Annotated in this window: 14 protein-coding genes and 1 pseudogene; 12 read left to right on the forward strand and 3 right to left on the reverse strand. The window is 41.3% G+C overall.

The features are described from left to right. Positions 1–337 precede the first annotated feature (337 nt). From BUC05_RS17510 to BUC05_RS17520, 3 genes are all read right to left on the reverse strand, one after another. Entirely contained in the window at positions 338–1690 is a 1353-nt protein-coding gene (locus BUC05_RS17510) for a hypothetical protein (protein ID WP_073305547.1), read from the reverse strand. 57 nt (positions 1691–1747) lie between these two features. Further along, entirely contained in the window at positions 1748–2458 is a 711-nt protein-coding gene (locus BUC05_RS17515; RefSeq protein ID WP_073305549.1) for a GntR family transcriptional regulator, read from the reverse strand. An 84-nt stretch (positions 2459–2542) separates the two neighbouring features. Next, the gene (locus BUC05_RS17520) at positions 2543–3283 is read right to left on the reverse strand and encodes an SIS domain-containing protein (RefSeq protein ID WP_011245351.1); all 741 of its coding nucleotides are present in this window, start codon (positions 3281–3283) and stop codon (positions 2543–2545) included. A 342-nt stretch (positions 3284–3625) separates the two neighbouring features. On the opposite strand from BUC05_RS17520, the gene BUC05_RS17525 reads away from it, so the two are divergent. The 12 genes and pseudogenes from BUC05_RS17525 (at position 3626) to BUC05_RS17570 (ending at position 11579) form a co-directional block, all read left to right on the forward strand. After that, positions 3626–4312 (forward strand): response regulator transcription factor, encoded by a 687-nt coding sequence (locus BUC05_RS17525; RefSeq protein WP_035205598.1) that lies wholly within the window; start codon positions 3626–3628, stop codon positions 4310–4312. A gap of 3 nt (positions 4313–4315) precedes the next feature. Beyond that, positions 4316–5671, forward strand: coding sequence for a sensor histidine kinase (locus BUC05_RS17530; RefSeq protein ID WP_035205332.1), 1356 nt, complete (start codon positions 4316–4318; stop codon positions 5669–5671). 78 nt (positions 5672–5749) lie between these two features. Then, positions 5750–6475 (forward strand): PepSY domain-containing protein, encoded by a 726-nt coding sequence (locus BUC05_RS17535; RefSeq protein WP_073305550.1) that lies wholly within the window; start codon positions 5750–5752, stop codon positions 6473–6475. A 218-nt stretch (positions 6476–6693) separates the two neighbouring features. Next, positions 6694–7245, forward strand: coding sequence for a PepSY domain-containing protein (locus BUC05_RS17540; protein ID WP_035205328.1), 552 nt, complete (start codon positions 6694–6696; stop codon positions 7243–7245). Positions 7246–7425: 180 nt separating this feature from the next. Further along, complete coding sequence (locus BUC05_RS21960; protein WP_073305552.1) at positions 7426–7692, forward strand: glycerate kinase; 267 nt, start codon at positions 7426–7428, stop codon at positions 7690–7692. Between the two features lie 56 nt (positions 7693–7748). Then, a pseudogene (locus tag BUC05_RS22095) lies at positions 7749–7793 on the forward strand (hypothetical protein); the annotation flags it as partial. A 28-nt stretch (positions 7794–7821) separates the two neighbouring features. Beyond that, a complete protein-coding gene (locus BUC05_RS21965; protein ID WP_259405931.1) occupies positions 7822–8010 on the forward strand; it encodes a glycerate kinase in 189 nt (62 codons plus the stop codon). Next, positions 7994–8254, forward strand: a complete 261-nt coding sequence (locus BUC05_RS22100) for a glycerate kinase (RefSeq protein WP_367618606.1) — start codon at positions 7994–7996, stop codon at positions 8252–8254. The genes BUC05_RS21965 and BUC05_RS22100 overlap by 17 nt, the downstream gene beginning before the upstream one ends. A gap of 43 nt (positions 8255–8297) precedes the next feature. Further along, positions 8298–8498, forward strand: a complete 201-nt coding sequence (locus BUC05_RS17560; RefSeq protein ID WP_073305556.1) for a hypothetical protein — start codon at positions 8298–8300, stop codon at positions 8496–8498. Between the two features lie 147 nt (positions 8499–8645). Further along, entirely contained in the window at positions 8646–8777 is a 132-nt protein-coding gene (locus tag BUC05_RS21970; RefSeq protein ID WP_011245356.1) for a hypothetical protein, read from the forward strand. A 61-nt stretch (positions 8778–8838) separates the two neighbouring features. After that, the gene (locus BUC05_RS17565) at positions 8839–10131 is read left to right on the forward strand and encodes a radical SAM/SPASM domain-containing protein (protein ID WP_073305558.1); all 1293 of its coding nucleotides are present in this window, start codon (positions 8839–8841) and stop codon (positions 10129–10131) included. Between the two features lie 11 nt (positions 10132–10142). Further along, positions 10143–11579, forward strand: coding sequence for a coproporphyrinogen-III oxidase family protein (locus tag BUC05_RS17570; RefSeq protein ID WP_063608207.1), 1437 nt, complete (start codon positions 10143–10145; stop codon positions 11577–11579). Positions 11580–11583 lie beyond the last annotated feature (4 nt).

Below are 11583 nucleotides of genomic sequence, written 5' to 3' on the forward strand. Positions count from 1 at the left end.
CGATGAGAAAATTCGGGGCAGGAGAATTCTCATAAACGGGGTAGGCTCGTTTAAGTAGATGTGAGACTTGCTCTCTATTTAAACGGAAAATGAACAGGCATTGTAAAGCCATAGAAACAAAGCCGCTTGTGTTTTTCAATAGTCCTTTTAAGAGAAAATAAACCCAACCGAATGGAGATCAGTTGGGCATAATCAAGTAAGTTAGATTACAGGAATATCACTTGCCGTATAAGCGTTATAGTCATTCAATTATGACTTGTAATGCTTTTGTAATGCTAGTAGGCTATTCCCATTTTAATTTAGTCGGTTGCTTAACAAAAGAGGTGATTCAAGAACTTTACCAACCGTATTTGTTTGGACCCCAATGCCGCTCAACGGTTTCTTGTTTTTTGAGCACGATGGTTTCATGAGGTACGTCCTTTTCAACAATTAAGCCAGGGTATAACGCGGAATTACTACCGATTTTATTTCCTGGCAAAAATACATTATTGATGCCTGTACGGGTATAGTCTCCTATAAATACGGCGTTTGAATTTTTTGCTGTGTAAGTTTGGCCAGAGATTTTATGAGGTTGTTCTGTATCATTAAATCTCAAAATGCCGCATACGCATGCTGCCGCAATATCTACGTAACGTCCAATCACACCAAACATTTCACTATAATGAATGGCAGAGACACCCTTCATAGAAACGCCCTTGAATTCTGCATTGTGACCAAATTTGTTTTCTTTCCCAATTACTGTTGGTCCCTCAATCTTTGCATAATCTTTTACATACGAATGATCTCCAATAAGGATATTGCCGTTTAGAATGGCGCCATTGTCGATTACAACATTTTCGCCTATAACGACATTTCCGTTAATAATTACATTTTTTCCAATATAGGAGTTTTCCCCCATCTTCAATTTCCCGTTTATAGAAGCAGATGGTTCGATTTTCGCACTGGAGCTAATAGACTCTTCTGAAAGGAGATCGACTAATCGATTCAGATGATAACTATTGGCATCGAGAATACTCCACGGAAACAATAGTTGAAATACGTTATATTGAGCAATGACACTTTTGATTTGATTTCCGGATTCAATAAATTGATTCAAGCCGTTTTCAATATAAAACTGATCAGGTATCATAGAACCAGAAATTCTTTTATCAAACCCATTTGAACTATGAATAACATAATCTAATGCTTGTTTGCTTAAACAATAGATACCAGCAACTTCATGGGTCACATAATGATCTCGGGGATGTCCTAAAAAATAAGTGATTTTTTCACTTGCCACTTTTGCACAAATGGCTTTCGTACTTTCCTGTTTCTCGGTTAACAATACAAAGTCTGTATCTTGGTGGTTGATCACTTGATGGAGATCTTCATTGACAAACACATAATCAGATTTCACAATAAGTGTTTGATCATCAAAGGTGGAGACATATGCTGAAAGAAATTCTCGGAAGTCTTTATAATTCTTACCTAAATGGATGCCTTCGTATTGTTTAAGAAGGGGAATCACTTGGTTTTGCTGATAGGCTAGATACACATATAGATCATTTGGCTGTATACCATTTTGTAGAAAAAAGTCGATTTGCCGAATAATATTAGGCGTGTTTAAAATTTCTAGACTAGCCGTTTGCCATTCTTTATCATATGGAAACATCTTTTTTTGGTAATCGCTACACACCAATATTACTTTCATCGTATGATTCTCCTTTACGAAAGAAAAGCTTAATCCTTGATTGGGGCCATTTTGTCGTTATCGATAAATCGTATGCATTAAATAAAAGGAATCGGTTTGATATAAAGCAAAGCCAACATTAAACGGTTTGCCATTTTTTAAACAAGCAATATTTTTAATTGATATGAGCGGAGACCCTATAGGAACACCTAAATGGTTTGAGGAAGTCTCATCAGCTAACACAGCAGAAATTTTTTGATCAACAAACTCATATTCAAGGCCCTTTTTTTCTAAAAATTCATAAATCGAATGTTTGCATATTTCTCCTGTAAGATCGCCCACCAAGTGATGATCAAAATACTCTAACTCATAAGATACGGCGATATTGTCTGCATATCGGATCCGCTCAACTAGCCATAATGGATCGCCAATTGCCACTTGCATATCCTCTGCCTGTTTATCATCAGCAAACACTTTTGTTAATTGTAATAGTTCGGTGGAGGGTCGCATCCCTCTGTTTTTTGCTTCCAAAGTAAAGCTTACACCTGGCTTAAAACCCGTGTATTTAGGAAGGGGGTTCACAAATGTGCCCACCCCTTTTTTCTTTGTCAATACTTTATCATGCACCAATTCCTCTAACGCTCTTCTAATGGTTATTCTTGAGACATTCAGCTTTTCCATCAATTCTAATTCTGATTCAATAATTTGATGCGGCAAATAAACCCCTTTTTTTATTTGCGCCAATATATATTCTTTTACAACTTGATATTTCGGTAATGTTTCCTTCATCCTTTTCAGTCCTTAAAGAAAATTTAATACATCTTATTATAACATGTATGTTCATTTTACTTGAAAATTGAGAAGGAGAAGGGATTACTTCCAGTAACCGTAGTAAGTGTCAAATAGGTGATCGTTATATTTGTCTGCGCCATCTAAATTGGAACTTTGGAATACAGGAACATCCAATCCAGCTTCTTTTAACTTGTGGATGACACCAATGATAATCGTTTGGGCAATGCCTATTCCTGTGAAATCAGAGGTTGGTCCTAGTCCTGCTTTGACACCAGGCATTTGAAAGGCAGCGTCTCCTTTAGGAGCATGATTATCAATCGTCACATCTGCAATTTCATGTATTTTTTTATTAGAGGAATGACGAGAAGACACATTTTTTGCATGGTCCATTGATGTCAATGCAATCACTTTTGTTCCTAGTTTCTTTGCCTCCAAACACATTTCTACAGGAATATTATTTCTTCCAGAATTCGAAACGACCATTAACGTATCCTTTTCATCCACTTTGTATAGATTTAGAATGCTTTTGGCGTATCCATCCAATCTTTCTAGATAAGTACTTTTATTAGGCATTTCATGCAACATTAATTCTGGAGGTAAAATTCCTTTTACATAGGCTAACCCACCGGCACGAATATAGATTTCTTCGGCAATCATATGTGAGTGGCCAGATCCAAACACATAAAAACGGCCTCCATCTTTACAAGAATTAAAAATGAACTCAGCAGCTTGATTAATGTGGTCAATTTCGTTTTCGGTGACAGACTTCCATGTTTCAGTCAAATAATCCAAGTACCGTGTAATTTCCGCTTTTGTTTCCATTCATTTCTCCTCCTAACTTGTTATACATACATGTTATAACAAGTTGTATTGACAAGTCAATAGAAAGGTTTTAATGGAAATACGTTAAGAAGAATTGGCAACAAGTATTCTGTAAGGGAATAGGAATAGCGTTATTTCGCTGTAATAGTTAGTAAACGAACGGACATAAGCGCGAAAAGGTCAGCGCAATGTGGTGAGAAAGGACAGGCATAATAAGGGCAAAACGCCTAATTTGGCTTGCCTTTTGTATTGTCCCCTCCTGTGCTATGATTTTATAAAAACTGGCTGGTTCGAGTATCCTATCAGAAAAGAGGGATGGAACAGGAAGAAACGGAGGAGCGAATGAGCGGAGAATCAATCTTGATTATTGAGGATGAAAGAAAGATTGCCCGACTAATACAGTTAGAACTTGAACATGAAGGGTATGAAACAGAAGCAGCATCGACAGGATTTTCTGGGTTAGAAGCTTTTAAAAGAGGGCAATGGGACTTGGTGCTCCTCGATGTCATGCTTCCTGAATTAAGCGGAATGGAAGTGTTGAGGCGCATCCGTAGCATAAGTAAGACGCCAGTGATTTTACTAACAGCACGCGATTCATTGCCTGATAAAGTTAGCGGCCTCGATTTAGGGGCAAATGATTATATTACAAAACCTTTTGAAATTGAAGAGCTGCTTGCGAGGATTCGTGCCTGTTTGCGCATGTCAGTGGCTTACAAGGCTTCGCAAAAAGAGGAGCGGTACGAATTAGGCGATTTGGCAATCGATGTGCAAACAAGGGAAGTCACAAGAGAATCTAAGCCGATAGAATTGACGCCAAGGGAGTTTGACTTGCTCGTTTTTCTTGTTTCTCATAAAAGCCAAGTACTGAGCCGCGAACAGATCATCGAGCACGTTTGGGGATACGATTATTACGGAGAAACGAACGTTGTCGATGTTTATATACGCTATTTACGCAAAAAAGTTGACACACACTTTTCTAAGCCATACATCCATACGGTCCGGGGAGTTGGCTATACGATGAAGGAATGAGCGATGAATATTAAAAACCGGATTACCTTGTTCTCCACTATTTGGCTGCTTTTATTAGTGTTGGCGGCAAATGGGACGATTTATGTCGTTTTCCAAAAAACAATAGAGAATGAAGCAGTTGAGCGTGCTGAAACACAAATGGATAATATGGCCGAGGCATTGCACACCGCTGATGCCAGTATGGATATGTCTCGCTTTCTAAGAGCTTATTTGCCTGCCGATTCGATGATTCGGATCATATCGGAAGATGGAAAAAGTTTGCTTGACGTAGCGAGAAGTCGAGAGATGACAGAGCTACCTACGGTTTACCGTGAAGGGGAACAGAGCGAAATGCGCCGCATAGAGGGGGAATTGTATACTGTAGCAGCTCATCCAGTCATTTGGGAGAATGGAGAAGTAGTGTCCCTTGAACTAACGGAAAAACAGGGGACTATGGAGAATACGCTCAGAGTGCTGCAAGTCATTTTGGCGATCGCCACCTTAATGATTGTAATTCCTTCTTTTATAGGCGGGCGCGTCTTAAGCAATTTGATTGTTAATCCGATTGCTGCCATGATCCAGACAATGGAGGAAATCCAAAAACGTGGCACATTTAAACGTATCGCGTTTGAAAAGAAGTCAAATGACGAACTGACCAAAATGGCGCAAACGTTTAATCGAATGATGGATTTGCTTGAAACCAATTATAAAAAACAAGAACAATTTGTCTCCGACGCTTCCCACGAGCTAAAAACGCCATTAACGGTCGTAGAAAGTTATGCCAAATTGTTGAAAAGGTGGGGGAAGGAAAAGCCTGAGGTTTTGGAAGAAGCGGTAGAGGCCATTTACTCAGAATCTGTCCGCATGAAGGAGATGGCCCAGCAAATGTTGCTCTTGGCCGAAGATGAGTCGCAGTTTAAAATTGATTGCCAAAAAATCGACTTAGTGGAAGTGGCAAGGGAATCTGCGCTAAATTTAGAGAGAGCATTTGGACGGTCAATCATTGTAGATGCAGCCACAAACAAAGTTGAATTGCACGGCGACCCCCAAAAAATAAAGCAGCTGCTGTTTATTTTATTGGACAATGCCATCAAATACAGCGCCGCGCCTGTCAAAATCACGGTTGCCTCAGTTGAAGCCGAAGCACAAATCGCAATAACAGACAGGGGCATAGGCATTCCGAAAGATGAATTAGACAACGTGTATAATCGCTTTTACCGCGTGGATAAGTCCCGCACAAGGGGAACAGGTGGAACTGGTTTAGGACTGCCGCTTGCTAAGCGAATCGTGGACGCCCATCATGGAAAGATCGAGCTTGTAAGCAAAGAGGGCGAAGGGACAACCGCAACTGTTTATCTTCCGTTGCACCTAAATCACTGAGCTTCTCAGCAGATTTTAATGTCTTTTTCCTGTAGCTGTAATAAAGTTGGGGGAAAATGAGAAGGGAGGAGGATGGCTATGAAAAGGAAATGGTATTGGGTAATAGGCATTGTTGTCGTTACCACAGCAGCTGTATTTGGTACTACTACGATCGTAATGGGGACAAATGACCCGCTTTTGACGGAAGAGGAAGTCAGGCAAACAGTAAGTACCAAATATGACGGCAACATTGTCTCCTCTGAACTGACGCACGCCAAGGGAAAAGAGCAATATAAAATTATACTAGAGGAAGACGCCAATACGTATGTGCTTTTTGTTGATGGAGGGACTGGAAAGATTGAGCAGCTTCAACAAGATAAGAAGAACAATGACAACCACCCCAATGATGGAGAGAATCAGGAGCCAATTCCACAAACAGACGCTGAAAAAATTGCCGCTACTGAAGGGAACGGCATAGTTGAGTCAATCGATTATGATGAGAAAAGGAACGTTTATAAAGTGATTGTAATAAAAGAGAACAGCCAAAAAATCGAAGTGGACATTGACGGGGGTAACGGTGACGTCATACGTTCCAAAGAAAAACCAGTTGAAACTGGGGGGCAAATTTCCGTCGAAGAGGCAAAGCAAATTGCTTTAGAGGAGTTGAATGGAACGGTTGTCGACAGTGAATTAGATGAAGAAGATGGTTTGCTTGTCTATGAGATTGAAATTGAAACAGACCGCGAAGAAGGAACAATTGTCGTCAATGCATTTACCGGGGCGATTGAGAGCGTCGCTATTGAAGGCCGTGACGATGATGATTAGAAAAGACCGTCAATGCAGAAAGTTCGTTTTCACTAACGACTTGGTTGACACTAGACAGAAAGGTAGGGCTAGAAACATTTGTGTGACACTAGGTTAATCATTGTTCAATGACCAAACACATTCTAAAGAGATTCTCATTGTTTTCTAATCTTTCCTTTCCTTTGTTTTAATCTTTGTTGCTTATGATAAACATAACAACAACAAAGGAGTGGAACATGATGAAACGAATGAATTTGGTGCTTGCGGGAACCGTTTTGATCAGTGGGCTTGCGTTGGGTGGATACGCTTTGAGCAGTGATGCCGTATTAGCGAATGAAAAGGCAGAGAATCAGTCAGGCATCACTTATAAAGAAGCAGAGGAGATTGCCATTCGTGAAACAGGAGGCGGCCATATTCTGCAATTGGAGCGAGATCGTGATGACGGGGAAGATCACTATGAAGTAGAAATCCACAAAGATGGCCAAGAATATGAATTTGACATTGCTGCTGATACGGGCGAGGTCAAACAAAGGAAAAGTGAGCGCATAGACGACGAGGATAACGACGATGACGACGAAGGCAGCAAACTGCCAGCTGATGCGCTTTCCACCGATGAAGCCATCAAACGGGCCCTTGAAGAAGTAGATGGTACCGTATCGGAAGTGGAATTGGATAAAGAGGATGGGCAGTATGTGTATGAAATCGAAGTCGAAACCAGCAAGAATGATGAAACAACCATTGACATTGCTGCTGTAAGCGGAGAAGTCTTAGAAGTGGAGATGGATGACTAAATTATAATAAACCACACTTATACGACCAGCTAGGCATTATGCCTAGCTGCTTTTTTTGTTGCTCTATATCGGTTTTTAAGCAAAATAAAACCGTTTTATAATTGTCTCTTCATATACTTCACAGCGCTTTCTATTTTTTGCTGTTTATTCTTGGTTTATAAAAGTTAGGAGTGATCACTTATGAATATTGTCTTGGCTCCATCAGGCTTTAAAGAGAGTGTCAGCGCAGAACATGTCGCTGCCAACATGAAGGAGGGAATTATTTGGGCTTTGCCTGAGGCGAAGGTGATCTCTGTCCCTTTATTCGATGGAGGGGAAGGGTTTACAGAAACGATGGTAGCGTGGACGGACGGCACATTGCATTCAGCTGAGGTGACTGGACCAATAAACCAACAGGTGAAAGCGATATTTGGTTTTTTGGCACTGGTGAGAAACGTACGGCTGTGATTGAAATTGCTTAAGCTGCGGGGTTGAAACATGTACCGAGAGAGAAGAGGAACCCGTTGTTCACGTCATCATTTGGTGTAGGGGAATTGATCAAAAAAGCCCTCGATTTTGGGGCGGAGCGTATCCTTGTTGGCTGTGGCGATTCAGGCATTAGTGATGGGCATAGGGATGGGACAAGCGTTAGGCATTCGTTTTTTCGATCAAACTGGATCGGTATTCGACGCAAGGAAGGGGGCTGTTGTTTTGCCATCTATTGCTGCCATTGACCTTAGTGGCATAGACCGGTCTAGCTTATATCCCCATAGATGTTGCTTGTAATTGGCATAACGTCTTATGTGGAAAAAATAGGGTTGCCCGTATTTTTGGGGCGCAAAAAGGCGCATCCCAGATGCAAATTGATTTATTGGATCGTGGTCTTCAAAATTTGGCAGAACGAATCGTGGAAACAACTAGCGTCCGTGTAAGGGACATTTCAGAATCCTTGACGATCTTTTTCCTGATTGCTATTTGTATGAGCGCACACCTTTACATAGAGCGGTCATACTTGTCCCGCCATTGTTAGCTTTAGAGCTAGCAAAAGGCTTCAACCACAAGTGTTGTTGTTTATGACAATGGTTGCTCTTAATGATTGTTTAACTTTTCCAATTAGTTCTAAAGCGCTTTTAATTTATTTTGAAGAAAAACCGAGTTTTAAGGCGAATGACTTATTTCTTTTTGAGCTGCTTACTGGCATTGGTTTATTTTGGGTTAATCATTCATATTTTTCAATACGTACTGGTGATGGCTCTATTAGTAAATTTGTCTAAAATGAGGGTTTCAGCCTAGTGAAATAGTAATAAAAACATTTCCCAACATGAATCTATTGCAAAGAAGCAGGGGTTCTGTTGGGGAAGCAGAATAACCTGAGCAAACATAATTATTATGTTTTAAACCGCGAGGGAGGAGGGATGGCGATGAAAAAGAAATCATCTAGCAACTTAAAACGAATCCGCTTGGACCAAGAGCAACCAAAAGACGGTATCACACTAGCTGTGGTTGGAGCAGGGACAGGTAGCGTGAAATTAGAAGACATGGAACTCAATTAATTTAATTGGCCTTCGGGAGGTGCAACAGCGCCTCCCATTAACATAGTGGGTGGTGGTTTTAATGGTAATGATTCCGTATCAAGTAAACGACGGAGGGATTGTCGGGCTGTTGCCGACTGGGAAGGTTCACTTTTTTGAAGAGGCGGCCAAGGCGGAATTCGACCGGTTTAATAAAGGTGAGCGCATTGACCTCACAGCTTTAAATCGTTACATAATCCCTGACCCGTTAGTCGATTTAAATAAATTTCATTTAAGCGCGCCTGCGATTGCGTTTATTGAAACAACGAATTTATGCAACTTGCGCTGCAAGCATTGTTACGCTAACTCGGCGTACAAAAGGCCAAATGAGATGTCAACCGAGTTAATCAAAGAGACGATTGACCAACTTGCAGACGCTGGCATTCTCCAACTGTTTTTAAGCGGGGGAGAAATTTTCGCTCATCGAGATGCGGTGGAAATTATCAACTACGCGAGAACAAAGCCTTTTTATACACAAGTTTTTACTAATGGCCTTCTCATTACAGAAGAAAAGCTGGCGGCGCTAGCGCCAAATACGTCTTTTTTCATTAGTTTTGATACCGCTGATCCAGAGCGGACGATTCGAGGGGGAATGGATTTTCCGAAACTGAGGCAAAAGTTTGAATGGATGAAAAAGTATGGACATGCGTTCAGGACAGCGATTTCTGTCCATCGCTATAACTTAGATGACGCTGAGGAAATTTTTGAATGGTGTGCCCAAAACGGCTATCCGCGCCCGCAATGGCTCGAAACCCATCCAATTGGCCGAGCGCTTATGCATCCCGACATCTTGTTGCCGCCGGAACTCGTTAATAAATCAATTGCCATTTATAAGAAATGCATGGATCGTTTCAGCAAGCCCGAATTTGAGAAACCACCTGCTAGTGAACCAGTTGAAGCGACGCGGATGTTTAGTTTAGAAACGGTTAAGTTTTGCCAGAAAGTTGAACGAGAAACAAACCAAGAGAAATGTGGAAGGACGATTGCCTACATTAACAGTGCTGGAGATGTTTACCCTTGCAGCAATTGTATGAGCAACGACGATTACAAAGCAGGCAATTTACGAGATCATTCTTTTAAAGACATATGGGAACAAGGCTTTGACGAGTTTCGTAGCATTACATTTGATGAATTTGCAGGATGCCAAAGTTGTGATGTTTACCAAGAAGGCATTTGGTGCCAGTTCCGTTGCCCGCCACTGGCAAAGAATGTTTCTGGCGACAAGCTTGGGTGTGGGGCAACCGAATATTTACAGCGCTTTATGCTCGAGGCAAACCGTTACTGGGAAGAGAGGAAGCGAGCAGGTTACAAATTGCAATTGCAAATTGACCAATAGGGGGAGTACAGATGGCTCTGAATCAAACGGAATTGAATGTAGGCGAATTGCTTAAGAGGCATCCTGAATTGCAAATTTCTCACAATAATTATAACATTAATGTAACTGCTAATTTCGGGGAAACAATTGAAGGAGCAGCGTTGGCTGATTTGTATAACCACTTTGATGGCGCAAACAAGCCAGCAACATTGTATTTTCATGTGCCTTTATGTTCCTACATCTGTTATTTTTGCAATTACGTGAAAAAGTATTTGCCTCAAAATGGGAAAGAAGAAGAAGTGCTCGATCGGTGGGTAAACCTTTTAATTAAAGAATCAACCAGCACGATTGGACAAGCGCCTTGGGTAACGAAAGCAAAGATTGAATCGATTTACTTAGGCGGCGGGACTGCTTCACTGATGAAACCGCATCAACTGGCAAAGATTGTTGCACACATTAGGGAACATTACACGATCGCGAATGACTGTGAAATATCACTCGAGGGAAATCCAGACAATTACCAGGGCGATGAAATTGAACAGGCGCTAGAAATGGGATTTAACCGCTTTAGCATGGGTGTGCAATCATTGGAAGACGATGTGATTAAAGCGGTCGGCCGCAAACATGACAGAAAAATGTCAATTGATGCGATTAACAAGTTGCTTTTGTCTAACAAACCGTTCAATGTCGATATTATTTTTGGGTTGCCTCACCAAACAGCGAACAGTGTTGCCCGTGATATAGAAGTGCTCTGCGATATGGGTGTGCCGACGATTACGATTTACCGTTTGCGCAATGCCGATAGGCAAAAGATGGGGATTGGCAATGTGTCATTATGGAATAATGACCGTGTGAGGGAAAAGATGGAAGCTGAGGGGCTATTTCCGACATTGGAGCAAACATATCAAATGCGCGAGGAGATTTTGAAGGTGTTCCTCAAGTATGGTTATGAGCCTAGCCCTTGCGGATGGTGGAGTCGAAAAAACACGTATCCTGAAGGGAATATTCCACAAATTTCGAAAAATAAATGGGAGCGCTATGACTCCATGATTGCCTACGGACCAGGCGTATATGGCTGGCTAAATGATAAGGAAGGCACTATTTTGCAAACCCATAATGTTAGCGATATTAATCGCTACGTGGAACGGATGGAAAACGATGAATCACCGTCTTCTTTTGGCAGGATGCTAACGGGAAATGAAGCGATTTCCACTTCATTAGGGTTTAATTACAAGTCAAACCAACCAATTCAGTTGAGCCGCTATCAAAAAGAGTTTCATGTCGACTTGATCAATGACGAACCTTATGCAGGAGTCATTCGATCATTGCTCGAAAGTAATTTATTAATGAAACTGGATGACGACCGCTTGTTGCCTACCCTTGAAGGGGAAGCGCTGCATGAAGAAATCATCTCTGTCTATTTCCACGGGCAAATTGGGCAATTTTCTTCGGAAATTTGCCATAAGTAAGGCG

The organism is Shouchella rhizosphaerae (assembly GCF_900142675.1).
Lineage (GTDB): Bacteria > Bacillota > Bacilli > Bacillales > Bacillaceae_D > Shouchella > Shouchella rhizosphaerae.

Coding starts and splice junctions, on each gene's coding strand:
- BUC05_RS17510 (WP_073305547.1), bottom strand. CDS start 1,690: ATGAAAGTAATATTGGTGTGTAGCGATTACCAAAAAAAGATGTTTCCA.
- BUC05_RS17515 (WP_073305549.1), bottom strand. CDS start 2,458: ATGAAGGAAACATTACCGAAATATCAAGTTGTAAAAGAATATATATTG.
- BUC05_RS17520 (WP_011245351.1), bottom strand. CDS start 3,283: ATGGAAACAAAAGCGGAAATTACACGGTACTTGGATTATTTGACTGAA.
- BUC05_RS17525 (WP_035205598.1), top strand. CDS start 3,626: ATGAGCGGAGAATCAATCTTGATTATTGAGGATGAAAGAAAGATTGCC.
- BUC05_RS17530 (WP_035205332.1), top strand. CDS start 4,316: ATGAATATTAAAAACCGGATTACCTTGTTCTCCACTATTTGGCTGCTT.
- BUC05_RS17535 (WP_073305550.1), top strand. CDS start 5,750: ATGAAAAGGAAATGGTATTGGGTAATAGGCATTGTTGTCGTTACCACA.
- BUC05_RS17540 (WP_035205328.1), top strand. CDS start 6,694: ATGAAACGAATGAATTTGGTGCTTGCGGGAACCGTTTTGATCAGTGGG.
- BUC05_RS21960 (WP_073305552.1), top strand. CDS start 7,426: ATGAATATTGTCTTGGCTCCATCAGGCTTTAAAGAGAGTGTCAGCGCA.
- BUC05_RS17560 (WP_073305556.1), top strand. CDS start 8,298: ATGACAATGGTTGCTCTTAATGATTGTTTAACTTTTCCAATTAGTTCT.
- BUC05_RS21970 (WP_011245356.1), top strand. CDS start 8,646: ATGAAAAAGAAATCATCTAGCAACTTAAAACGAATCCGCTTGGACCAA.
- BUC05_RS17565 (WP_073305558.1), top strand. CDS start 8,839: ATGGTAATGATTCCGTATCAAGTAAACGACGGAGGGATTGTCGGGCTG.
- BUC05_RS17570 (WP_063608207.1), top strand. CDS start 10,143: ATGGCTCTGAATCAAACGGAATTGAATGTAGGCGAATTGCTTAAGAGG.